A 22,851-nucleotide genomic window follows, 5' to 3' on the forward strand; every position below is an offset into this window, starting at 1 on the left:
AAAATTAAATGAAGTGGGAAATAGAAATGAAATTAAGAAGAAGTGATCGGATGGTTGTCATTTCCAACTATTTGATTAATAATCCTTATAAACTAACTAGTCTCAATACTTTTGCTGAAAAGTACGAATCTGCTAAATCATCCATCTCAGAGGATATCGTGATTATCAAACGCGCCTTTGAGGAAATCGAAATTGGCCATATCCAGACAGTAACTGGGGCTGGTGGTGGTGTCATTTTCACCCCATCAATCTCAAGCCATGATGCCAAGGAAATGGTTGAGGACTTGCGTGCCAAGTTGTCAGAAAGTGACCGTATCTTGCCAGGTGGCTATATCTACCTGTCTGATTTGCTTAGCACACCAGCTATCTTGAAAAATATTGGTCGTATTATTGCCAAGAGCTTTATGGACCAAAAAATTGATGCCGTTATGACCGTAGCGACCAAGGGTGTTCCACTTGCAAATGCAGTTGCCAATGTCCTCAATGTTCCTTTTGTTATTGTGCGCCGTGACCTGAAAATTACCGAAGGTTCAACTGTCAGCGTCAACTATGTTTCAGGTTCAAGTGGTGACCGCATTGAGAAAATGTTCCTTTCAAAACGTAGTCTCAAGGCAGGCAGCCGTGTCTTGATTGTGGATGACTTCTTGAAAGGTGGCGGAACTGTCAATGGGATGATCAGTCTCTTGCGTGAGTTTGATTCAGAATTGGCAGGTGTAGCGGTCTTTGCGGATAATGCTCAAGAAGAACGCGAAAAGCAGTTTGACTACAAGTCACTCTTGAAGGTAACCAATATTGATGTCAAGAACCAAGCCATCGATGTTGAGGTTGGTAATATCTTTGACGAAGATAAATAAGAGATAGAACTAAAGGTTGGAACGATTGTCCCAGCCTTTCTTTGCAAATAGAATAGAAGGAAACTTATGAAAACACCATTTATCAATAAAGAAGACTTAGAAAAGATTGTTGCCGAGTTCCCGACTCCCTTTCACTTGTATGATGAGAAGGGAATTCGTGAGAAGGCAAGAGCCGTCAACCAAGCCTTTTCGTGGAACAAAGGCTTTAAGGAATATTTTGCAGTTAAGGCTACTCCAACACCAGCTATTTTGAAAATTCTCCAAGAGGAAGGCTGTGGTGTGGACTGCTCTAGTTATGTGGAGCTTTTGATGAGCCATAAACTGGATTTCCCTGGTTCTGAGATTATGTTCTCTTCAAACAACACGCCAGACAAGGAATACGCCTATGCGCGTGAATTGGGTGCGACCATTAACTTGGATGCCTTTGAAGATATTGAACATCTAGAGCGTGCAGCAGGTATTCCAGAAATCATCTCTTGTCGTTACAATCCTGGAGGCGTTTTTGAGCTAGGAACAGATATTATGGATAATCCTGGAGAAGCCAAGTTTGGCATGACCAAGGACCAGCTCTTTGAAGCTTTTGCCATCTTGAAGGAAAAAGGAGCCAAGACTTTTGGGATTCACTCCTTCCTAGCGTCCAATACCGTGACCCATCTCTATTATCCAGAGTTGGCGCGTCAGCTTTTTGAATTGGCTGTTGAAATCAAGGGAAAGTTGGGTATTTCGCTAGACTTTATCAATCTTTCTGGCGGTATTGGTGTTAACTATCGTCCAGACCAGGAGCCGAACGATATCGCCTTGATTGGTGAGGGAGTTCGTAAGGTGTATGAAGAGGTCCTTACGCCAGCAGGTCTTGGTCAGGTCAAGATTTTCACTGAATTGGGTCGTTTTATGTTGGCACCTCATGGGGCTCTAGTCACAAGAGTCACTCATAAGAAGGAAACCTACCGTACCTATCTAGGTGTGGATGCATCAGCAGTCAACCTCATGCGTCCAGCCATGTACGGCGCCTACCACCATATTACCAATATGACTCATCCAGAAGGACCAGCTGAAGTAGTAGATGTGGTTGGTTCACTCTGTGAAAACAATGATAAATTTGCAGTGAATCGCGAACTGCCTCATACAGAAATCGGTGATTTGCTGGTAATTCATGATACAGGTGCCCACGGATTTTCAATGGGATACCAGTACAACGCCAAACTTCGTTCTGCGGAAATCCTCTATACCGAAGAAGGTAAAGCCCGTCAAATCCGCCGTGCGGAGCGCCCTGAGGACTATTTTGCAACCTTATATGGCTTTGATTTTGAAGAATAAAATGATAAGTAATTGAAAATGAAATTGAAAAACAGATTGCTTTCTAAAAAATAGGCAAAAATCTTGTTTTTCCTTCAAGTCGTGATATAATAAAACTATAAAACGTTTTCAAGGAAGGTAACGATATGTCTGAAGAAACAATTGATTATGGACAAGTGACAGGAATGGTGCATTCGACAGAAAGTTTTGGGGCGGTAGATGGCCCTGGTATTCGCTTTATTGTCTTTTTGCAGGGCTGTCACATGCGTTGCCAGTATTGCCACAACCCAGACACTTGGGCTATGGAGTCCAATAAATCACGTGAACGGACGGTAGATGATGTTTTGACAGAGGCCTTGCGCTACCGCGGTTTCTGGGGGAATAAGGGTGGGATTACAGTCAGTGGAGGAGAAGCCCTCTTGCAGATTGATTTCTTGATTGCCCTTTTTACCAAGGCCAAAGAACACGGAATCCACTGTACCTTGGATACCTGTGCCCTTCCTTTCCGTAATAAACCACGTTACCTTGAGAAGTTTGACAAACTCATGGCTGTCACTGACTTGGTCCTCTTGGATATCAAGGAAATCAACGAAGAACAGCACAAGTTTGTCACTAGTCAAACCAATAAAAATATCTTGGCTTGTGCCCAGTATCTATCAGATATTGGAAAACCTGTCTGGATTCGCCACGTGCTAGTTCCAGGATTGACAGATAGAGATGATGACTTGATTGAACTTGGTAAGTTCGTCAAGACCCTCAAAAATGTTGATAAGTTTGAAATTCTACCTTATCACACCATGGGTGAGTTCAAATGGCGTGAACTGGGAATTCCATATTCCCTCGAAGGGGTTAAACCACCAACAGCAGACCGCGTCAAGAACGCTAAAAAACTCATGGATACCGAAAGTTACCAAGACTATATGAAACGTGTACATGGATAAAAAGAAGCCTGATGGAAACATCGGGCTTTTGATACTCAATGAAAATCAAAGAGCAAACTAGGAAGCTAGCCGCAGGCTGCTCAAAACATGGTTTTGAGGTTGTGGATAGAACTGACGAAGTCAGCTCAAAACACTGTTTTGAGGTTGTAGATAAGACTGACGAAGTCAGTAACATATATACGGCAAGGCGAAGCTGACGTGGTTTGAAGAGATTTTCGAAGAGTATGACTTGCAAAAAAGACTTAGCAAACTAGCTAAGCCTTTTTCTTCTTATCTCGAACGTTGTTTTCCAGCGTTGCGATTTTTGTGTTTTTTCTTGCTTGTGATAGCAGTTGGTTGTTCAGGGGTAACGTCTTTTCGTCCACTTGGTGTAGAGAAAGCACGTGCTTTTGGTGGGTTCTTGGCTAGTTCTTCACGGACTTTTTTGCGAAGTTTTGGACGGACGATATAGTTGACGATAAACTGTTGGAGAATCATCATGAAACCACCGACAACCCAGTAAAGTGTGACACTGGCTGGTGAAATGAGGGAGAAGACAACAATCGTGATTGGGCTCACGTAAGCCATTTTCTTGATTTGTTCTCTTTGCGTTTCGTCTTCTACTCCGTGAAGTGAAAGGAGCGATTGAAGATAGTAAAGGACACCTGCGCAGGCAACCAAAATCATACTTGGAGAACCTAGAGGAATGCCTAGGTAGCTTGCTTGAGCAACCCCTTCAGTATATTGGGCAGCAAAGTAGATAGCTGAGAAGAAAGGCATTTGAAGGAGGATAGGGAAGCATCCTACACCACCAAACATGCTGATGCCGTGCTCTTTTTGAGCAGCAAAGAGAGCTTGTTGGGCTTCGAGTTTTTCTTCTTGAGTAGTCGCTTCCTTGAGACGTGTTTGGTGTGGCTCAAGGACGTGCTTGAGGGCGTTCATCTTTTCAGAGTGAAGCGTTGCCTTCCATGATTGGTAGATACCAAGTGGCAAGATAATCAAGCGCACGATAATAGTTACGATGATGATAGCCATACCAAAGCCTAGACCTTGATCAGTAGCGAAGTACTTGATAGCTTCAGCCATAGGCGCTCCGAAAGTATTCCAAATAAATCCTGTTGGCTCTCCTGTTGCTTTATCGACGCTAACACAGCCAGTCAAGACAAGCAACATAGCCACTCCCATAGCTGAGAGTGCAAAACGTTTAATAGATTTCACTGTTTTTATTCCTTCTTTAAAAATTATACCTTTCTATTCTACTGTTTTTTTACAAAATATACAATAGTTCTAGAGACCTAATTTGCGATTTTAAAGTCAGGGTAGGGAGGAAAGTTGCTTAGTTTGACATCTAAGTAGCTGACTTTTGAAAAAGGTGTTGGTCCTTTGCGGATTTCTTGGATAAATTTTGCCATGGTAGCAGATGAGTCTGCTTGGGCTAATATTTCCACTGTGCCATCGTCGTTATTCCATACTCGACCTGTGATGCCACCAATTTCAAGCGCCAAGCTGTAAACACCCCAACGAAAACCGACTCCCTGCACCCTGCCTTGGGCGATCATTCTAACCTTTTGCATACCAAACTCCTTTGATTGTGTTATAATATTTCTATGACTATTATAACCTCAAAAGCCAATTCTGTGGTAAAAAATGCCAAGAAATTACACCAAAAAAAATACCGCAAGTCTGCTTATTTGATTGAAGGCTGGCACTTGTTTGAAGAAGCTGTTCAAGCTGGAGTGACGATTGAGAAAATCTTTGCCCTAGAAAGTTATCGAGAACAGTTAGCTGCTTTTTCGCAAACTGTCTGGGTGTCAGAGGATATTTTGCTAGATTTGGCGGATTCTCAGACTCCACAGGGAATTGTTGCCGTGGTTCAAAAAGAAGAAGTAGGGCAAGCTGACTTTAGCCAGGGCAAGTTCTTGTTTTTGGAAGATGTGCAAGATCCTGGTAATGTGGGAACTATCATTCGGACTGCGGATGCTGCAGGTTTTACAGGGGTTATTGTCTCAGACAAGTCAGCAGATATCTACAGTCTTAAGACCCTGCGTTCCATGCAAGGAAGTCATTTTCACTTGCCCATCTATCGTATGCCTGTTGCCACCTTTGTAGTAGAGGCAAAAAAGAGCAATTTGCCCATTCTAGCAACGACCTTGTCGAGAGATTCAAAGGATTATCGTGAGCTTTCTCCCTTAGAAAACTTTGCTCTAGTCATGGGAAATGAAGGACAGGGGATTAGTTCTGTCATGGCTGAGAGTGCTGACCAGCTGGTTCATATAGGCATGAAAGGCCGAGCAGAAAGTCTCAACGTGGCAGTTGCAGCAGGCATTTTGATGTTTTATTTCAGCTAATTTATAAAATCTTTGTTATAATCAAGACATATCTATAGAAAAAGGAGAATCAGAATGAATCAATCGATTATTCAAGAACGTTCAGGTCTCAATCAATTTTACGCCAAGGTTTACGCCTTTGTGGGACTTGGAATTGGTCTATCGGCTCTCGTATCAGCTTTGATGTTGACAGTCTTTCAATCCCAATTGGTCTACTTTTTAATGCATGGTCGTCTCTGGTTGATGATTGCAACTTTTGCAGAACTTGCTCTAGTCTTTGTTGCAAGTAGCATGGCTGCAAAAAATAGCCCAGCAGCTCTCCCAGTATTTTTAGTTTATTCTGTTTTAAATGGCTTTACGCTGAGTTTCGTCGTAGCCTTTTATACACCAGGGACCGTCTTATCGGCCTTTGTATCCAGCGCCCTTCTCTTCTTTGTCATGGCGGCAATCGGAATTTTCACCAAGAAAGATTTGAGTGGAATGGGACGAGCTTTGATGGCGGCGCTCGTTGGTCTCATCATTGCCATGGTTGTGAATCTATTTTTAGCCAATAGTTTCTTTGACTACATGATTAGTATTGCCATGGTCTTGGTTTTCTCAGGTTTGATTGCTTGGGATAACCAAAAGATTCGCTATGTTTATGAGCAGTCACGAGGGCAAGTAGCGACAGGTTGGGTCATTTCAATGGCTCTCAGTATCTATCTAGACTTTATCAACCTCTTCCTTAGCATCTTACGAATCTTTGGTCGAAACGATTAATGAATGACAGAGTCAGTGTTCAAAAGAGCACTGACTTTTTCTTATTTACTCTTTTCTTTTCTTGGAAATAGGTGTATAATGCTTTTAACTAATTTTTGAGGAGCTGTTTATGAAGAAAAGTTTTATTCATCAACAAGAAGAAATTTCCTTTGTTAAAAATACCTTTACCCAGTATTTGAAAGATAAGTTAGAAGTTGTTGAAGTTCAAGGTCCTATCTTGAGCAAGGTCGGAGATGGGATGCAGGACAACCTGTCAGGTGTCGAAAATCCAGTATCTGTCAAGGTTTTGCAGATTCCAGATGAAACCTATGAAGTCGTTCACTCACTTGCCAAATGGAAACGCCACACCTTGGCTCGTTTTGGTTTCGGTGAAGGTGAGGGTCTATTTGTTCACATGAAGGCCCTTCGTCCAGACGAAGATTCGCTTGATGCGACCCACTCTGTTTATGTTGACCAGTGGGACTGGGAGAAAGTTATCCCAAATGGTAAACGTAATATCGCTTATCTAAAAGAAACAGTTGAGAAGATTTACAAGGCTATTCGTCTTACTGAGCTAGCTGTTGAAGCCCGCTATGACATCGAATCAATCTTGCCAAAACAAATCACTTTTATCCACACAGAAGAGTTGGTAGAACGCTACCCAGATTTGACACCAAAAGAGCGTGAAAATGCTATTTGTAAAGAATTTGGAGCAGTATTCTTGATCGGTATCGGTGGTGAATTACCAGACGGTAAACCGCACGATGGACGTGCACCAGACTACGATGACTGGACAAGTGAGTCTGAAAATGGTTACAAGGGTCTAAATGGTGATATTCTTGTTTGGAATGAGTCTCTGGGGGGAGCCTTTGAGTTGTCTTCTATGGGAATCCGTGTAGATGAAGAAACGCTTCGTCGTCAGGTTGCCATTACAGGTGATGAAGACCGCTTGGAATTGGAATGGCACAAGGCTTTGTTGAATGGTCTATTCCCATTGACAATCGGTGGAGGAATTGGACAATCTCGGATGGCCATGTTCCTACTTCGCAAGAAACACATCGGAGAAGTGCAAACAAGTGTTTGGCCTCAAGAAGTCCGCGATACTTACGAAAATATTTTGTAGAGAATCGAACCGCAAGGTTCGGTTTTCTTTCTCTTTTCGCCCATAATTTGGTATAATAAACGGTATGAAAATCGTATCAGGAATCTATGGGGGACGTCCCCTCAAGACACTAGAAGGTAAGACGACAAGACCAACTTCGGATAAGGTTAGGGGAGCTATTTTTAACATGATTGGTCCCTACTTTGAAGGTGGACGAGTCTTGGACCTTTATGCAGGTAGTGGTGGTTTATCTATCGAGGCAGTATCGCGTGGCCTGTCCAGCGCTGTTTTGGTGGAGCGAGACCGTAAAGCTCAGGCTATCGTGGCTGAAAATATTCAGATGACTAAGGAAGTTGGAAAATTTCAACTCCTCAAGATGGATGCAGAAAGGGCATTGGAACAGGTATCTGGGGAATTTGACCTCATTTTCTTAGACCCTCCTTATGCTAAGGAACAAATCGTAGCAGATATTGAAAAAATGGCTGAGAGAGAACTTTTTTCTGAAGATATTATGGTCGTGTGTGAGACGGATAAGACCGTTGAACTTCCAGAAGAAATTGCCTGTCTGGGCATCTGGAAGGAAAAGATTTATGGAATTAGTAAGGTGACAGTCTATGTCAGATAAGATTGGCTTATTCACAGGCTCATTTGATCCGATGACAAATGGGCATCTGGATATCATTGAACGGGCTAGCAAACTCTTTGATAAGCTCTATGTGGGTATTTTTTTTAATCCTCACAAACAAGGATTTCTCCCTCTTAAAAATCGTAAACGAGGGCTAGAAACGGCTTTGAAACATTTGGAAAATGTTGAAGTCGTGTCTTCTCATGATGAATTGGTGGTTGATGTCGCAAAAAGACTGGGGTCTACTTGTCTAGTGCGGGGGTTGAGGAATGCAGCGGATTTGCAATATGAAGCCAGTTTTGATTACTACAACCATCAGCTGTCTCCTAATATAGAGACCATTTATTTACATAGTCGACCTGAACATCTCTATCTCAGTTCATCCGGTATTAGAGAGCTTTTGAAGTTTGGTCAGGATATTGCTTGCTATGTTCCCGAGAGTATTTTGGAGGAAATAAGAAATGAAAAAAAAGATTAGATGGCCCTTATATGTCATTGCAGCCTTAATTGTGACTTTCTTGGCATTTGTAGTGCCCTTGCCCTACTATATAGAAGTTCCAGGTGGTTCGGAAGATATTCGCCAAGTCCTTAAAGTCAATGACACAGAAGATAAGGAAGCTGGTGCCTATCAATTCGTTACGGTTGGTGTCCAGCACGCTACTTTAGCCCATATGATTTATGCGTGGTTGACGCCTTTTACAGATATTCGTAGTGCCCAAGAGACTACAGGTGGCTCTTCTGATGTTGAATTTATGCGGATCAATCAATTCTACATGCAGACATCGCAAAATATGGCCAAGTATCAAGGGCTAAAAACAGCTGGTAAAGATATCGAACTCAAATATCTTGGGGTTTATGTTTTGACTGTGACAGATAATTCGACCTTTAAAGGGATTCTTAACATCTCTGATACGGTCACAGCAGTCAACGATCAGACCTTTGACAGTTCCAAAGATTTGATTGATTATGTCAATTCTCAAAAACTAGGGGACTCCGTCAAGGTCACCTATGAAGAGGATGGGCAAACCAAGTCTGCAGAAGGTAAGATTATCACCTTGGAAAATGGCAAAAATGGAATTGGAATCGGCTTGATTGACCGTACAGAAGTGACCAGTGATGTCCCAATTCGCTTTTCAACAGCTGGTATCGGTGGTCCAAGTGCTGGTCTCATGTTTAGTCTGGCTATCTATACCCAAATAGCTGACCCTAGTCTTCGTAATGGTCGTATCGTTGCCGGTACAGGAACCATTGACCGTGATGGTAATGTGGGGGATATTGGAGGTATTGATAAAAAGGTTGTAGCCTCGGCTAGAGAAGGTGCCGCGATTTTCTTTGCCCCTGATAACCCTGTTAGCGAAGAAGAACAAAAAGCGCATCCGGATGCGAAAAACAACTACCAAACAGCCCTGGAAGCAGCCAAAACAATCAAGACAGATATGAAAATCGTGCCTGTTAAAACTCTACAAGATGCAATTGATTACTTGAAAAACAATCCCTAGTTTTAAGTGAAGTTTCCAAACTAGCGCACAAACAGAGAAGATGGTATAATAGTCAAATGGTTCAATTATTATTCACTCTAAGCAGTCATATGCTCTTTATTTATGTGAGTTTTTACCTTTTAAAGAATCTTGTTAGATGGGAAAAGGTTTTAAAAGTAACAGCTGAGAACACAGGAAAAGTTCGTTTACTAGTAGCCTTTTTTAGCATTGTCATGGGCTACATCATGAGTTCTTTCTTTATCAGCCTATATCAGTTGTGGCAAGAAGCGCTTAGAGGATTATTATAAAATCAAATGTAAAGGAAATAAGTATGGAAAAAATTGTGGTTCAAGGTGGCGATAATCGTCTGGTAGGAAGTGTTACGATCGAAGGAGCAAAGAATGCAGTCTTACCCTTGTTGGCAGCGACTATTCTAGCAAGTGAAGGAAAGACCGTCTTGCAGAATGTTCCTATCTTGTCAGATGTTTTCACTATGAATCAGGTGGTTCGTGGTTTGAATGCCAAGGTAGATTTTGATGAGGAGACTCATCTTGTCGAGGTGGACGCGACTGGCGATATCACTGAGGAAGCTCCTTACAAGTATGTCAGCAAGATGCGTGCATCTATCGTTGTCTTGGGACCAATTCTTGCTCGTGTAGGTCATGCTAAGGTATCCATGCCAGGTGGTTGTACGATTGGTAGCCGTCCTATTGATCTTCATTTGAAAGGTCTAGAAGCTATGGGGGCTAAGATTAGTCAGACAGCTGGTTATATCGAAGCCAAGGCTGATCGCTTACATGGAGCTCATATCTACATGGACTTCCCAAGTGTTGGTGCTACGCAGAACTTGATGATGGCAGCGACTCTGGCTGATGGGGTAACAGTGATTGAAAATGCTGCGCGTGAGCCTGAGATTGTGGACCTAGCCATTCTCCTCAATGAAATGGGAGCTAAGGTTAAGGGGGCTGGTACAGAGACCATTACCATTACAGGTGTTGAGAAACTTCATGGTACGACTCACAATGTAGTCCAAGACCGTATCGAAGCCGGAACCTTTATGGTAGCTGCTGCCATGACTGGTGGTGATGTCTTGATTAAAGACGCTGTCTGGGAGCACAACCGTCCCTTGATTGCCAAGTTATTTGAAATGGGAGTGGAAGTGACAGAGGAGGCTGAAGGAATTCGAGTTCGCTCTCAACTAGAAAATTTAAAAGCTGTTCATGTGAAAACCTTGCCCCACCCAGGATTTCCAACAGATATGCAGGCCCAATTTACAGCCTTGATGACCGTCGCAAAAGGGGAATCAACTATGGTGGAGACAGTTTTCGAAAATCGTTTCCAACATCTAGAAGAAATGCGTCGCATGGGCTTGCACTCTGAGATTATCCGTGATACAGCTCGTATTGTTGGTGGTCAACCTTTGCAGGGGGCAGAAGTTCTTTCAACTGACCTTCGTGCCAGTGCTGCCTTAATTTTGACAGGTTTGGTAGCACAAGGAGAAACTGTGGTCGGTAAATTGGTTCACTTGGATAGAGGTTACTACCGTTTTCATGAGAAGTTGGCACAGCTAGGTGCTAATATTCAGCGGATTGAGGCAAGTGATGAAGATGAATAAGAAATCAGGCTACGTAGCCAAGCGTTTGCTTTTAGTCATTCTGGTACTGGTTTTAGGCCTTCTAGCCCTAGGAATTGGTTTAATGGTAGGTTATGGAATCTTGGGCAAGGGTCAAGATCCATGGGCTATCCTGTCTCCAGCAAAATGGCAGGAATTGATTCATAAATTTACAGGAAATTAGGCTGGTAGACCAGCCTTTTTCTAGAGATAAGGAGAAATATGAACAAAAAAACAAGACAGACCCTGATTGGACTGTTAGTGTTATTGCTTTTGTCTGCAGGGAGTTATTATATCAAGCAGATGCAGACGACAGCTAATGGTCCCAAAACCAAGCTTAGTCAGAAAAAACAAGCGCCTGAAGCTCCAAGTCAAGAATTGGCAGAAAGTGTCTTAACAGATGCAGTCAGAAGCCAAATAAAAGGGAGTCTTGAGTGGAATGGCTCAGGTGCTTTTATCGTCAATGGTAATAAAACAAATCTAGATGCCAAGGTTTCAAGTAAACCCTACGCTGATAATAAAACAAAGACAGTGGGAAAGGAAACTGTGCCAACTGTAGCCAATGCTCTCTTGTCTAAGGCAACTCGCCAGTACAAGAATCGTGAAGAAACGGGGAATGGTTCGACTTCATGGACTCCTCCAGGCTGGCATCAGGTTAAGAATCTTAAGGGTTCTTATACCCATGCGGTCGATAGAGGTCACTTGTTAGGCTATGCCTTAATCGGTGGCTTGGATGGTTTTGATGCCTCAACAAGCAATCCTAAAAACATTGCTGTCCAGACAGCTTGGGCAAATCAGGCGCAAGCTGAGGATTCGACTGGTCAAAACTACTATGAAAGCATGGTGCGTAAAGCCTTGGACCAAAACAAGCGTGTCCGTTACCGTGTAACCCTTTATTACGCTACAAATGAGGATTTAGTTCCTTCAGCTTCACAGATTGAAGCCAAGTCTTCAGATGGAGAATTGGAATTCAATGTTCTAGTTCCCAATGTTCAAAAGGGACTTCAACTGGATTACCGGACTGGAGAAGTAACGGTAACTCAGTAAAAGATAAGATCAACTCCTATGTCACTTGTGGATGTAGGAGTTTTTTTGGACCATTTAAGTAGGGCTAGAATAGACATTGAGAAAAAATAATATGTACTGGATTAAATTTTGTGATATAATAAAGGATAAGATACTATTTTAGGAGAAGAACTATGGAAGACCCAAGTAGTCAGAATTTGTTGCTACAACTTGTTTTATTGTTTATCTTGACGGTATTAAATGCCTTTTTCTCAGCCACAGAAATGGCCATGGTGTCACTAAATCGTGCGCGGGTTGAACAAAAGGCAGAAGAAGGAGATAGACGCTATATCCGTCTGCTGAAGGTACTAGAAAATCCTAACCACTTTTTATCAACTATTCAAGTAGGGATTACCCTGATTACGATTTTGTCAGGGGCGAGTTTGGCAGAAACTCTGGGTCGAGAAATTGCATCTTGGCTTGGAAATGGCGAAACAGCTTATGCCGTTGCAAGTTTTCTGTCTTTAGCATTTTTGACTTATATTTCCATCGTTTTTGGGGAATTGTATCCTAAGAGAATCGCTCTTAATCTAAAGGATGCCTTGGCCATTCGTACAGCACCAGTTATTATTGGTTTGGGGAAACTAGTTAGTCCCTTTGTTTGGCTCTTATCTGCATCTACCAATCTCTTGAGTCGCTTGACTCCGATGACCTTTGATGATGCTGACGAAAAAATGACCCGTGATGAAATTGAGTACATGTTGACAAATAGTGAAGAAACACTAGATGCTGACGAAATTGAGATGTTACAAGGGATCTTTTCACTGGACGAATTAATGGCCAGAGAAGTCATGGTTCCTCGAACGGATGCCTTTATGGTCGATATTCAGGATGATAGTCAAACCATCATCCAAAGTATTTTAAAACAAAATTATTCTCGTATCCCTGTCTATGATGGAGACAAGGATAACGTGATTGGAATCATTCACACCAAGAGTCTCCTTAATGCGGGCTTTGTGGACGGTTTTGACAATATTGTTTGGAAGAAAATCTTACAAGATCCACTTTTTGTTCCTGAAACTATTTTTGTGGATGACTTGTTAAAAGAACTGCGCAATACCCAAAGACAAATGGCAATCTTGCTGGATGAATACGGTGGGATGGCTGGTTTGGTGACCCTAGAAGACCTCTTAGAGGAAATCGTTGGCGAAATCGATGACGAAACAGATAAGGCTGAAATCGAAGTTCATAAAATTGGAGAAGATACTTATATTGTTCAAGGTACCATGAATCTCAATGATTTTAATGACTACTTTGATGTTGAACTGGAAAGTGATGACGTTGATACCATCGCTGGTTATTATTTGACAGGAGTTGGGACCATTCCAACGACTGAGAAACTCAGTTATGAATTAGTCAGCCAAAACAAACAGCTTATCCTTACCAATGATAAAGTGAAAAATGGACGCGTTACCAAGGTAAAAGTCCAAATTACCGAAGTTGAAATAGAAGAAGAAACAGAGTAAACTAGAGGCTTTTGTCACCAGGTGTGACGAAGCTTTTTCAGTTGATTTCAAAAGGAAATTGTGTCCTCGAAAAACTCAGCCCCAAACTTGCCCCAAAAGTTTTTTAAAGTTATACGTATTTATTCAAGGAAAAAGAAAAAAGCCCTTTAAATTGGGCTTTCTGTTTAAATGAAACCTGATAAATCAAGTTAAAGAAGGCGGTAGACGGATTTGAACCGACGATCAAGCTTTTGCAGAGCCGTGCCTTACCACTTGGCTATACCGCCTTAACGTTTATTATTATACCTTGAAAATGATTTTCAGTCAATAGCTTTTTCAGATTTTTTGTATCAATAAGCCTAAATATTCTGAAAATTCGTTTACTTTTCTTGAAATCTATGATATAATTGATGATAACCTATACTTTATTTATAAGAGGAGTAAATAAATGAAAAAAAGTCAAGTGCTTGCTGTAGCGGGAGCTACCTTATTAGCGTCAGGAGTTCTAGCTGCGTGTTCAAACACTAGTTCAAATAATGCTAAACTAGCAAAAGATTACCAATATGTTTATCAAACAGATCCAGAAACCTTGGATTATATCGTCAGCAATATCGATTCAACATCATTCGTCACAACAAATGCTGTAGATGGTTTGTTGGCTAATGATAAATATGGTAACCTGGTTCCTTCTATTGCTGAATCATGGACAGTTTCAAAAGATGGTTTGACTTATACCTATAAAATCCGTAAGGATGCTAAATGGGTGACAGCAGAGGGAGAAGAATACGCTCCTGTAACTGCTAAAGACTTCGTTACTGGTTTGAAACACGCCGTAGATGGAAAATCAAAAGGACTTTCAATCGTTAGCTCTTCTATTAAGGGATTAGAAGCCTATATCAAGGGTGAAACAAGCGATTTTTCAACCGTTGGAGTAAAAGCGCTTGATGATCAAACACTAGAATATACTTTGAACCAGCCAGAAACTTTCTGGAATGACAAGACCACTAGTGGTATTTTGATGCCGGTTAATGAAGAATTCTTAACTTCAAAAGGGGAAGGTTTTGGTGCCCCAACCGATGCTAACTCTATTCTTTATAACGGTCCATTTGTCTTAAAATCTGTAACTCCAAAATCATCTATCGAGATGGCTAAAAATGATGCTTACTGGGACAAAGAAAATGTAAAAATTGAGAACGTTAAGTTCACTTTCTGGGATGGTAAGGACCAAGATGTGATTGCTAAAGGTTTTGCCGATGGTCAATATAGCAAGGCCCGTATCTTCCCTACAAGTTCTACATATGAAAAATATGCAGCTGACTTTAAAGATAACATTTACTTTAATGAACCAGGTGCGGGTGTTGCAACTGTCAGCTTGAATTATGGCCGTACAACCTATAACCACACTGCCAAAACAAGTGATGCTCAAAAGACATCTACTCAGAAAGCATTGCTAAACAAGGAATTCCGTCAAGCCTTGAACTTTGCTGTCGATCGCAATTCTTACTCAGCTCAAACAAATGGTACTGATGGAGCTGCAGTAGCCATCCGTAATACGTTTGCACCTTATAATCTTCAAGTTGGTAAGAAAACATTTGGTGAATTGGTACAAGATAGCTTGGCTAAGACAAATTCTTCTACTTGGTCAAACGTGTCTCTAGCAGATTCTCAAAATGGACTTTACAATGAAGAAAAAGCGAAAGAAGTCTTTGCTAAAGCAAAATCAAGCCTACAAGCTGAAGGTGTTGAATTCCCAATCCACTTGGATGCCTTGGTTATCCAAGAATCAACAGCGGTTGTAAACCGTGTTCAATCATTGAAACAATCAATTGAAAAAGTATTGGGTTCAGATAATGTTGTTGTAGACTTACAACAAATGACTCAAGCAGAAGCTTTACCAATTTCATTTAGCGCTCCAACAGCTAAAGAGCAAGACTGGGATATCCATACCTTGCTAGGATGGAACCCTGACTATCAAGATCCTTCTACTTTCTTGGATCAATTCGTCCTTAAGGGAGGAAGCACTCGTCTTTACCTTGGTATTGACCAAAACACAGATGCATCAGTAGTAAGCAAACTTGGTTTAGCTGACTATGGAAAATTACTTGATGACGCAAACAGCGAAAACCAAGATGTTCAAAAACGTTATGAAAAATACGCGGTGGCACAAGCTTGGTTGACTGACAATGCTTTGACAATTCCAGTAATGGCTTCTCCAAAAGAAACAGCCGTTTCATATGTTTCAAAAGTTCTACCATTTAGCTCTTCATATTCAGTAGCCGGCCTTAAAGGTGAAAATTCAGGATACTTGAAGTACACTGAAGTTGGTGAAAAAGCAATCACCAAAGAAGAGTATGAAAAAGCTCGTGAAAAATGGTTGAAAGAAAAGACTGAGTCAAATGAGAAGGCTCAAAAAGAATTGGCAAGTCATGTGAAGTAAATAATTTTCAATAGAACTTTCTCTCCATGAGGAGAAGGTTCTTTTGGGATTTTTAAAGGAAATGATATGAAAAAATATATTTTTATGCGTGTTTTGCGGTCCTTGGTTTCTATCTTCTTAGTAACAACCTTGACCTACACGATTATCTATACAATGGTTCCTCGAAAATTGATTTTCAAACAGGATACCAACTATAACAAGATTGCGACAACTGCTGATAAACGTGATAACTATGAGAATACTGTTTATGAGCGTATGGGCTATATCGAGTACTACGATACCAAAGAGTTGCAAGAAAAAGCTAGCCAGATGGATGCTTCTGTAACAGTTGAAGCCAATGACACCAACAAGGCTATCTATGAAAAATACATCAAACAAATCGGTCATGGTTGGACCTTGGGAGAATTTACTGAAAGTGGCCAATTCTACGCTACTCGTGAAATCCCAATTTTTGAACGTGTGTTTAAATTCTATGCAAACTTGCTTGATATCGACCACACAAACAAGATTCAGGACCCAGAAAATCCAAATTTGGAGCGTTATTTGCGTTTTGAAAATGATCCCGCTATCGGCTGGTCTCTGGTAGGTTCAGGGACTAAACACAAGTACCTCTTGTACTTCAATAGTCAGTTCCCATTTGTTCACCAAAACTTTGTGAACTTGAATTTGGGTGATTCATATCCAACTTATGCTAATACTCCTGTGCTTCAAGTTATCACACAAGGACAAGGTCAAACTAAGACATCAGAAGTGCAATTCCCAACTGGTAAGAAAACATCTTCAGTTAATATCTACTCAAGAACCTACAAATCGCCTAGTCAGGCTGATTCTCGTGAAGTAGCTAACTATGGGAAAGATGACCCATATACTGCAACTGAAAGCAACTACCAATATCCTTCTATGATTGCTAGCTCTGCAGTCGTTGGATTGATTGGTTTGGTGATTTCTTATGCGATTGCCGTGCCACTTGGTTCAGCTATGGCTCGCTTCAAGAATACTTGGATTGATAGCTTCTCAACAGGGTTTTTGACCTTCTTGATGGCCCTTCCAACCATTGCCTTGGTTTACATTGTTCGTTTGATTGGATCATCAATTGGTCTTCCAGATTCATTCCCTATCTTGGGTGCTGGAGATTGGCGTTCGTATGTTTTACCAGCAGTTATCCTTGGTTTATTGGGTGCTCCTGGTACAGCTATTTGGATTCGTCGTTACATGATTGACTTGCAATCACAGGACTTTGTTCGTTTTGCTCGTGCAAAAGGTTTGTCTGAAAAAGAAATTTCAAACAAACACATCTTTAAAAATGCCATGGTTCCGCTGGTTTCAGGAATTCCTGGTGCTGTTATCGGGGTTATCGGTGGTGCAACCCTTACTGAAACAGTCTTCGCTTTCCCAGGTATGGGTAAAATGTTGATTGACTCTGTAAAAGCATCTAATAACTCTATGGTCGTAGGTCTTGTCTTCATCTTTACATGTATTTCTATCTTCTCACTTCTTTTGGGAGATATTTGGATGACTATTATTGACCCACGTATTAAATTGACTGAGAAAGGAGGCAAATAATGTCTACAATCGATAAAGAAAAATTTCAGTTCGTAAAACGTGACGATTTTGCCTCTGAAGCCATTGATGCGCCAGCCTATTCATACTGGGGCTCAGTGTTTAGACAATTTATGAAGAAGAAATCAACTGTAGTCATGTTGGGAATCTTGGTAGCTATCATTTTGATGAGTTTCATCTACCCAATGTTTTCTAAGTTTGATTTCAATGATGTCAGCAAAGTAAACGACTTTAGTGCTCGTTATATCAAGCCAAATGCTGAGCATTGGTTCGGTACAGACAGTAACGGTAAATCTCTCTTTGACGGTGTCTGGTTCGGAGCTCGTAACTCTATCCTCATTTCTGTGATTGCGACAGTGATTAACTTGGTTATCGGTGTTTTTGTCGGTGGTATTTGGGGAATTTCAAAATCAGTTGACCGTGTGATGATGGAAGTTTATAATGTCATCTCAAACATCCCATCTCTTTTGATTGTCATTGTCTTGACTTACTCAATCGGAGCTGGATTCTGGAATCTGATTTTTGCTATGAGTGTGACTACTTGGATTGGTATTGCTTACTCAATTCGTATTCAGATCATGCGTTATCGTGACTTGGAGTATAACCTTGCTTCACGTACACTTGGAACACCAACCTTTAAGATTGTTGTAAAAAACATTATGCCACAATTGGTATCTGTTATCGTTACGACGACATCTCAAATGCTTCCAGCCTTTATCTCATACGAAGCTTTCCTTTCATTCTTTGGACTTGGATTGCCGATTACAGTTCCAAGTTTAGGTCGTTTGATTTCAGATTACTCTCAGAACGTAACGACAAATGCATACCTCTTCTGGATTCCATTGACAACTCTTGTCTTGGTATCCTTATCCCTTTTCGTAGTTGGTCAAAACTTAGCGGATGCTAGTGATCCACGTACACATAGATAGGAGTAGAAATGACAAAAGAAAAAAATGTAATTTTGACTGCTCGCGATATTGTCGTGGAATTTGACGTTCGTGACAAAGTATTGACAGCCATTCGCGGCGTTTCCCTTGAACTAGTTGAAGGAGAAGTATTAGCCTTGGTAGGTGAGTCAGGATCAGGAAAATCTGTTTTGACAAAGACTTTCACAGGTATGCTTGAAGAAAATGGTCGCATTGCCCAAGGTAGCATTGACTACCGTGGTCAAGATTTGACAGCTTTATCTTCTCACAAGGATTGGGAACAAATTCGTGGCGCTAAGATTGCGACTATCTTCCAAGATCCAATGACTAGTTTGGACCCAATTAAAACAATTGGTAGTCAGATTACAGAAGTTATTGTAAAACACCAAGGAAAAACAGCTAAAGAAGCGAAAGAATTGGCCATTGACTACATGAATAAGGTTGGGATTCCAGATGCAGATAGACGTTTTGATGAATACCCATTCCAATATTCTGGAGGAATGCGTCAACGTATCGTTATTGCGATTGCTCTTGCCTGCCGACCTGATGTCTTGATTTGTGATGAGCCAACGACTGCCTTGGATGTGACCATCCAAGCTCAGATTATTGATTTGTTGAAATCTTTACAAAACGAGTACCATTTCACAACAATCTTTATCACCCACGACCTTGGTGTGGTGGCAAGTATTGCAGATAAGGTAGCGGTTATGTATGCAGGAGAAATCGTTGAGTATGGAACTGTTGAGGAAGTCTTCTATGACCCTCGCCATCCATATACATGGAGTCTCTTGTCTAGCTTGCCTCAGCTTGCTGATGATAAAGGGGATCTTTACTCAATCCCAGGAACACCTCCGTCACTTTATACTGACCTGAAAGGGGATGCCTTTGCCTTGCGTTCTGACTATGCAATGCAAATTGACTTCGAACAAAAAGCTCCTCAATTCTCAGTATCAGAGACACATTGGGCTAAAACTTGGCTACTTCATGAGGATGCTCCAAAAGTAGAAAAACCAGCTGTGATTGCAAATCTCCATGATAAGATTCGTGAAAAAATGGGATTTGCCCATCTGGCTGACTAGGAGGAAGGAAATGTCTGAAAAATTAGTAGAAATCAAAGATTTAGAAATTTCCTTCGGTGAAGGAAGTAAGAAGTTTGTCGCAGTTAAAAATGCTAACTTCTTTATCAACAAGGGAGAAACTTTCTCGCTTGTAGGTGAGTCAGGTAGTGGGAAAACAACTATTGGTCGTGCCATCATCGGTCTTAATGATACAAGTAATGGGGATATCATTTTTGATGGTCAAAAGATTAATGGTAAGAAATCGCGTGAACAAGCTGCAGAATTGATTCGTCGTATCCAGATGATTTTTCAAGATCCTGCCGCAAGTTTGAATGAACGTGCGACTGTTGATTATATTATTTCTGAAGGTCTTTACAATCATCATCTGTTCAAGGATGAAGAAGAACGTAAAGAGAAAGTTAAAAATATTATCCGTGAAGTGGGGCTTCTTGCTGAGCACTTGACTCGTTACCCTCATGAATTCTCAGGTGGTCAACGTCAACGTATCGGTATTGCCCGTGCCTTGGTCATGCAACCAGACTTTGTTATTGCGGATGAGCCCATTTCAGCCTTGGACGTTTCTGTGCGTGCTCAAGTCTTGAACTTGCTCAAAAAATTCCAAAAAGAACTTGGTTTGACCTATCTCTTCATCGCCCATGACTTGTCTGTCGTTCGCTTTATTTCAGATCGTATCGCAGTTATTTACAAGGGTGTTATTGTAGAGGTTGCAGAAACAGAAGAATTGTTTAACAATCCAATTCATCCATATACTCAGGCTTTGCTTTCAGCGGTACCTATCCCAGATCCAATCTTGGAACGCAAGAAGGTCTTGAAAGTATATGATCCAGATCAACATGATTATGAGACAGATAAGCCATCTATGGTAGAAATCCGTCCAGGTCACTATGTTTGGGCTAACCAAGCCGAATTGGCACGTTATCAACAAGGGTTAAACTAATAATGGTTTTATAATTTCCATGTCAACTTTTATGGAAATTATAAACCTTTTTTTGTTGGATTGATTTGGAAAAACTTTGAAAACAGCTTGAAAGAATTTTCGAAAAATTTTAAAAAATTCTGAAATATTCTTGACAGGTGATGAAAAAGGTGGTAAGATAGGAAACATCAAAAAAGAAAGCAGAAAAAGAAATGAATAAGAAACAAGCTGCAACGATGAATCAAAACTTTTACTTTAGCTACTTTAGATAGTGTTTGTAGACATGTCACCATGGATGCAAACAGTTCAAGCAATTTGTTTGTATCTATGTGGCTAAGATTTTTGATTGTGGTCCATATAGATGAATATCTAAATGGACTAGCTAAGTTGTAACTTGTTAGATTATTTCAAGCATCCGTTTAGGTATTATCTAGGCGGTTTTTTGTTTTATACTCTTCGAAAATCAAATTCAAACCACGTCAACGTCGCCTTGCCGTACTCAAGTACAGCCTGCGGCTAGTTTCCTAGTTTGCTCTTTGATTTTCATTGAGTATTATCTTTTCTGAGAAGGAGTTTCATTATGAAAGTTGTTCGAAAATTACTAGCACCCCTCTTGGTAGTGGGAATTCTCTTGACCTCTCTGATCAGTTTGCATCAGTTGAAGGCAGATAAGAAAAAAGATGTATTTCGTATCGGTATTTCACAATTTATTACCCACCAGTCTCTAGACGCTACTAGAGAAGGTTTTGTGGATGAGCTGGCCAAGCAAGGCTATATTGAGGGGAAAAATATCGAGATTGATTTGCAAAATGCACAGGGAGAACAAAGAAATCTAAAAACGATTTCCCAGCAACTAGCAGAATCTAGTGATGTCGTTCTAGCCATCGCAACGCCTTCTGCTCAGAGCTTGGCTAATACAACACAAACGACACCGGTTATCTTTTCAGCTGTAACAGATCCTGTCAGTGCCAAGTTGGTTGAGTCAAGAGAACATCCGGGGGGAAATGTAACTGGAACAAGTGATCAGTCATCAGATGCTATCTCAACCCAAATCAATTTGATAAAGAAAGTGTTGCCAAAAGCTAAAACAATTGGAATCCTCTATACTCAGAGCGAGCCAAACTCAGTTGTCCAAAAGGATGAAGCTAAGCGACTTCTGGAAGAAAAAGGCTTTACCGTTGTTGAAAAAACAATCTTGGACAGTAACAATGTCAAGGCGGCAGCAGAGAGTTTGATGGCAGAAGTGGATATGGTTTTTGTACCAACGGACAATATCATTTCGTCAACCATGGAAACAGTTAAGCAGGTTTCTATTAAACACAAGGTTCCAGTATTCGGTGGCTCAACGGAAATGATTGCGGTTGGTGGTTTGTATAACTACGGTACCAATTATGAAGAATTGGGACGGCAGACAGCCCGCATGTTGATTCGTGTCTTAAAAGGTGAGAAACCAGAAAATATAGCAGTTGAGTTGCCTGAAAAACTGGAATTGCATACCAATCAAGAAATGGCAGATGCATTGGGAATTGATATTAGTAAGTTAGAAGGCAAGGAATAAGGAGGTTTGAGATGAATTTTGTATTATCTAGTTTATCAGAAGGTTTGTTGTGGTCGATTATGGCGATTGGGGTCTACTTGACTTTCCGTATTTTGGATATTGCGGATATGACTGCTGAAGGAGCCTTTCCACTGGGGGCGGCTGTCGTCGTATCTCAGATACAGGCAGGGACAAATCCTTGGATTGCGACTTTACTTGCTTTGCTGGCAGGTATGGTAGCAGGTCTTGTATCAGGAATGCTCCACACCAAGATGAAAATCCCAGCTCTCTTGACAGGAATTGTGACCTTGACAGGGCTTTATTCCATCAATATTAAAATCATGGGAAGTGTGCCCAATCTTTCCTTGGGAGATTCTTCAACTGTCTTTAAACAGTTGGCGAGCTTGGGGCTGACAAATGAAGAAGCTGTTTTCTCACTTAGTTTAGTCTGTCTATTACTTGTTTGTCTAGTCTTGACTCTTTTGATGAAAACGGAGATTGGCCTTGTCTTGCGTTCGACTGGGGACAATATTCCGATGAGTGAGGCAAATGGGGTCAATGTAGACACCATGAAGATTGTTGGTTACATGATTTCAAACGGTTTGATTGCCCTATGTGGTTCCTTATTTGCCCAAAATGATGGATTTTCAGATGTGACTTCTGGGACAGGAACTATCGTTGTTGGTTTGAGTGCAGTTATTATTGCGGAAGTCTTGATACACGACTTGACCATTGGAAGCCGCTTGTTATCCATCGGAATTGGTGCTATTGTTTATCGTTTGATTATTTTAAATATCTATGAAATTCCAAATCTAGATCAAAACTTGGTACGTCTCTTTAATGCAATCTTGCTCGCTTTAGTTTTATTTGCACCAGAATTGCAAAAGAGATTAAAGATTCGTGGTCTGAAATTGAGAAATGAATAGGAGGAAAA

Annotated in this window: 23 protein-coding genes and 1 tRNA gene; 21 read left to right on the plus strand and 3 right to left on the minus strand. The window is 41.0% G+C overall.

Annotated elements, in window-relative coordinates; translation table 11 throughout:
- Nucleotides 1-26: 26 nt before the first annotated feature.
- The 3 genes from purR to pflA all read left to right on the plus strand — a co-directional run bounded on the left by purR (nt 27) and on the right by pflA (nt 3,091).
- Nucleotides 27-854 carry a pur operon repressor gene (gene purR, locus QM956_RS06310; RefSeq protein ID WP_004238844.1) on the plus strand — a complete coding sequence of 276 codons (828 nt, stop codon included), beginning with the start codon at nt 27-29 and terminating at the stop codon, nt 852-854.
- Nucleotides 855-920: 66 nt separating this feature from the next.
- Nucleotides 921-2,171: a diaminopimelate decarboxylase gene (locus QM956_RS06315; RefSeq protein ID WP_414302351.1), complete on the plus strand. Its 1,251-nt coding sequence runs from the start codon at nt 921-923 to the stop codon at nt 2,169-2,171.
- A 125-nt stretch (nt 2,172-2,296) separates the two neighbouring features.
- Complete coding sequence (gene pflA, locus QM956_RS06320) at nt 2,297-3,091, plus strand: pyruvate formate-lyase-activating protein (protein ID WP_414302352.1); 795 nt, start codon at nt 2,297-2,299, stop codon at nt 3,089-3,091.
- Between the two features lie 270 nt (nt 3,092-3,361).
- Here the strand turns inward: pflA and yidC are convergent, their stop codons facing one another.
- Together yidC and QM956_RS06330 are read right to left on the minus strand one after the other, a co-directional pair.
- Nucleotides 3,362-4,288, minus strand: a complete 927-nt coding sequence (gene yidC, locus QM956_RS06325) for a membrane protein insertase YidC (RefSeq protein WP_414302353.1) — start codon at nt 4,286-4,288, stop codon at nt 3,362-3,364.
- Nucleotides 4,289-4,365: 77 nt separating this feature from the next.
- A complete protein-coding gene (locus QM956_RS06330; protein ID WP_001174616.1) occupies nt 4,366-4,644 on the minus strand; it encodes an acylphosphatase in 279 nt (92 codons plus the stop codon).
- Nucleotides 4,645-4,677: 33 nt separating this feature from the next.
- On the opposite strand from QM956_RS06330, the gene QM956_RS06335 reads away from it, so the two are divergent.
- From QM956_RS06335 to QM956_RS06385, 11 genes are all read left to right on the plus strand, one after another.
- Nucleotides 4,678-5,418, plus strand: a complete 741-nt coding sequence (locus QM956_RS06335) for a TrmH family RNA methyltransferase (protein ID WP_414302354.1) — start codon at nt 4,678-4,680, stop codon at nt 5,416-5,418.
- Between the two features lie 54 nt (nt 5,419-5,472).
- Nucleotides 5,473-6,156 (plus strand): Bax inhibitor-1/YccA family protein, encoded by a 684-nt coding sequence (locus tag QM956_RS06340; protein WP_061409761.1) that lies wholly within the window; start codon nt 5,473-5,475, stop codon nt 6,154-6,156.
- 109 nt (nt 6,157-6,265) lie between these two features.
- Nucleotides 6,266-7,258 (plus strand): aspartate--ammonia ligase, encoded by a 993-nt coding sequence (asnA, locus tag QM956_RS06345; RefSeq protein ID WP_078237945.1) that lies wholly within the window; start codon nt 6,266-6,268, stop codon nt 7,256-7,258.
- Nucleotides 7,259-7,322: 64 nt separating this feature from the next.
- The gene (gene rsmD / locus QM956_RS06350) at nt 7,323-7,862 is read left to right on the plus strand and encodes a 16S rRNA (guanine(966)-N(2))-methyltransferase RsmD (RefSeq protein ID WP_414302355.1); all 540 of its coding nucleotides are present in this window, start codon (nt 7,323-7,325) and stop codon (nt 7,860-7,862) included.
- Nucleotides 7,852-8,340, plus strand: a complete 489-nt coding sequence (gene coaD, locus QM956_RS06355; RefSeq protein WP_414302356.1) for a pantetheine-phosphate adenylyltransferase — start codon at nt 7,852-7,854, stop codon at nt 8,338-8,340. Before rsmD ends, coaD begins: the two co-directional genes overlap by 11 nt.
- Nucleotides 8,324-9,361: a SepM family pheromone-processing serine protease gene (locus QM956_RS06360; RefSeq protein WP_247947469.1), complete on the plus strand. Its 1,038-nt coding sequence runs from the start codon at nt 8,324-8,326 to the stop codon at nt 9,359-9,361. Before coaD ends, QM956_RS06360 begins: the two co-directional genes overlap by 17 nt.
- A 56-nt stretch (nt 9,362-9,417) precedes the next feature.
- Entirely contained in the window at nt 9,418-9,648 is a 231-nt protein-coding gene (locus QM956_RS06365; protein WP_000250399.1) for a DUF1146 family protein, read from the plus strand.
- Nucleotides 9,649-9,671: 23 nt separating this feature from the next.
- Nucleotides 9,672-10,955 carry a UDP-N-acetylglucosamine 1-carboxyvinyltransferase gene (gene murA, locus QM956_RS06370; RefSeq protein ID WP_414302357.1) on the plus strand — a complete coding sequence of 428 codons (1,284 nt, stop codon included), beginning with the start codon at nt 9,672-9,674 and terminating at the stop codon, nt 10,953-10,955.
- Entirely contained in the window at nt 10,948-11,136 is a 189-nt protein-coding gene (locus tag QM956_RS06375; protein WP_049516029.1) for a DNA-directed RNA polymerase subunit beta, read from the plus strand. Before murA ends, QM956_RS06375 begins: the two co-directional genes overlap by 8 nt.
- A 38-nt stretch (nt 11,137-11,174) precedes the next feature.
- The gene (endA, locus tag QM956_RS06380) at nt 11,175-11,999 is read left to right on the plus strand and encodes a DNA-entry nuclease EndA (protein WP_049515993.1); all 825 of its coding nucleotides are present in this window, start codon (nt 11,175-11,177) and stop codon (nt 11,997-11,999) included.
- Nucleotides 12,000-12,151: 152 nt separating this feature from the next.
- Nucleotides 12,152-13,483 (plus strand): hemolysin family protein, encoded by a 1,332-nt coding sequence (locus QM956_RS06385; protein WP_049515991.1) that lies wholly within the window; start codon nt 12,152-12,154, stop codon nt 13,481-13,483.
- Nucleotides 13,484-13,678: 195 nt separating this feature from the next.
- Here the strand turns inward: QM956_RS06385 and QM956_RS06390 are convergent.
- Nucleotides 13,679-13,749, minus strand: a tRNA-Cys gene (locus tag QM956_RS06390).
- Between the two features lie 161 nt (nt 13,750-13,910).
- Here QM956_RS06390 and QM956_RS06395 point away from each other — a divergent pair.
- The 7 genes from QM956_RS06395 (at nt 13,911) to QM956_RS06425 (ending at nt 22,843) form a co-directional block, all read left to right on the plus strand.
- Complete coding sequence (locus QM956_RS06395) at nt 13,911-15,899, plus strand: peptide ABC transporter substrate-binding protein (RefSeq protein ID WP_045605532.1); 1,989 nt, start codon at nt 13,911-13,913, stop codon at nt 15,897-15,899.
- A gap of 66 nt (nt 15,900-15,965) precedes the next feature.
- Nucleotides 15,966-17,462, plus strand: coding sequence for an ABC transporter permease (locus tag QM956_RS06400; RefSeq protein ID WP_020902008.1), 1,497 nt, complete (start codon nt 15,966-15,968; stop codon nt 17,460-17,462).
- Nucleotides 17,462-18,388 (plus strand): oligopeptide ABC transporter permease OppC, encoded by a 927-nt coding sequence (oppC, locus tag QM956_RS06405; RefSeq protein ID WP_004255894.1) that lies wholly within the window; start codon nt 17,462-17,464, stop codon nt 18,386-18,388. Before QM956_RS06400 ends, oppC begins: the two co-directional genes overlap by 1 nt.
- Nucleotides 18,389-18,396: 8 nt before the next feature.
- Nucleotides 18,397-19,464 (plus strand): ABC transporter ATP-binding protein, encoded by a 1,068-nt coding sequence (locus QM956_RS06410; RefSeq protein ID WP_000159550.1) that lies wholly within the window; start codon nt 18,397-18,399, stop codon nt 19,462-19,464.
- Between the two features lie 10 nt (nt 19,465-19,474).
- Nucleotides 19,475-20,401, plus strand: coding sequence for an ATP-binding cassette domain-containing protein (locus tag QM956_RS06415; RefSeq protein WP_023947091.1), 927 nt, complete (start codon nt 19,475-19,477; stop codon nt 20,399-20,401).
- 559 nt (nt 20,402-20,960) lie between these two features.
- Nucleotides 20,961-21,938, plus strand: coding sequence for an ABC transporter substrate-binding protein (locus QM956_RS06420; protein ID WP_060627154.1), 978 nt, complete (start codon nt 20,961-20,963; stop codon nt 21,936-21,938).
- Nucleotides 21,939-21,949: 11 nt separating this feature from the next.
- Nucleotides 21,950-22,843, plus strand: a complete 894-nt coding sequence (locus tag QM956_RS06425; protein ID WP_077804691.1) for an ABC transporter permease — start codon at nt 21,950-21,952, stop codon at nt 22,841-22,843.
- Nucleotides 22,844-22,851 lie beyond the last annotated feature (8 nt).

It is taken from the genome of Streptococcus mitis, from assembly GCF_047460035.1.
GTDB lineage: Bacteria > Bacillota > Bacilli > Lactobacillales > Streptococcaceae > Streptococcus > Streptococcus mitis_DW.

What these genes read in the sequence shown, in the direction of transcription:
- purR (WP_004238844.1), top strand. Translation starts at nt 27, where the DNA reads ATGAAATTAAGAAGAAGTGATCGGATGGTTGTCATTTCCAACTATTTG.
- QM956_RS06315 (WP_414302351.1), top strand. Translation starts at nt 921, where the DNA reads ATGAAAACACCATTTATCAATAAAGAAGACTTAGAAAAGATTGTTGCC.
- pflA (WP_414302352.1), top strand. Translation starts at nt 2,297, where the DNA reads ATGTCTGAAGAAACAATTGATTATGGACAAGTGACAGGAATGGTGCAT.
- QM956_RS06330 (WP_001174616.1), bottom strand. Translation starts at nt 4,644, where the DNA reads ATGCAAAAGGTTAGAATGATCGCCCAAGGCAGGGTGCAGGGAGTCGGT.
- QM956_RS06335 (WP_414302354.1), top strand. Translation starts at nt 4,678, where the DNA reads ATGACTATTATAACCTCAAAAGCCAATTCTGTGGTAAAAAATGCCAAG.
- QM956_RS06340 (WP_061409761.1), top strand. Translation starts at nt 5,473, where the DNA reads ATGAATCAATCGATTATTCAAGAACGTTCAGGTCTCAATCAATTTTAC.
- asnA (WP_078237945.1), top strand. Translation starts at nt 6,266, where the DNA reads ATGAAGAAAAGTTTTATTCATCAACAAGAAGAAATTTCCTTTGTTAAA.
- rsmD (WP_414302355.1), top strand. Translation starts at nt 7,323, where the DNA reads ATGAAAATCGTATCAGGAATCTATGGGGGACGTCCCCTCAAGACACTA.
- coaD (WP_414302356.1), top strand. Translation starts at nt 7,852, where the DNA reads ATGTCAGATAAGATTGGCTTATTCACAGGCTCATTTGATCCGATGACA.
- QM956_RS06360 (WP_247947469.1), top strand. Translation starts at nt 8,324, where the DNA reads ATGAAAAAAAAGATTAGATGGCCCTTATATGTCATTGCAGCCTTAATT.
- QM956_RS06365 (WP_000250399.1), top strand. Translation starts at nt 9,418, where the DNA reads ATGGTTCAATTATTATTCACTCTAAGCAGTCATATGCTCTTTATTTAT.
- murA (WP_414302357.1), top strand. Translation starts at nt 9,672, where the DNA reads ATGGAAAAAATTGTGGTTCAAGGTGGCGATAATCGTCTGGTAGGAAGT.
- QM956_RS06375 (WP_049516029.1), top strand. Translation starts at nt 10,948, where the DNA reads ATGAATAAGAAATCAGGCTACGTAGCCAAGCGTTTGCTTTTAGTCATT.
- endA (WP_049515993.1), top strand. Translation starts at nt 11,175, where the DNA reads ATGAACAAAAAAACAAGACAGACCCTGATTGGACTGTTAGTGTTATTG.
- QM956_RS06385 (WP_049515991.1), top strand. Translation starts at nt 12,152, where the DNA reads ATGGAAGACCCAAGTAGTCAGAATTTGTTGCTACAACTTGTTTTATTG.
- QM956_RS06395 (WP_045605532.1), top strand. Translation starts at nt 13,911, where the DNA reads ATGAAAAAAAGTCAAGTGCTTGCTGTAGCGGGAGCTACCTTATTAGCG.
- QM956_RS06400 (WP_020902008.1), top strand. Translation starts at nt 15,966, where the DNA reads ATGAAAAAATATATTTTTATGCGTGTTTTGCGGTCCTTGGTTTCTATC.
- oppC (WP_004255894.1), top strand. Translation starts at nt 17,462, where the DNA reads ATGTCTACAATCGATAAAGAAAAATTTCAGTTCGTAAAACGTGACGAT.
- QM956_RS06410 (WP_000159550.1), top strand. Translation starts at nt 18,397, where the DNA reads ATGACAAAAGAAAAAAATGTAATTTTGACTGCTCGCGATATTGTCGTG.
- QM956_RS06415 (WP_023947091.1), top strand. Translation starts at nt 19,475, where the DNA reads ATGTCTGAAAAATTAGTAGAAATCAAAGATTTAGAAATTTCCTTCGGT.
- QM956_RS06420 (WP_060627154.1), top strand. Translation starts at nt 20,961, where the DNA reads ATGAAAGTTGTTCGAAAATTACTAGCACCCCTCTTGGTAGTGGGAATT.
- QM956_RS06425 (WP_077804691.1), top strand. Translation starts at nt 21,950, where the DNA reads ATGAATTTTGTATTATCTAGTTTATCAGAAGGTTTGTTGTGGTCGATT.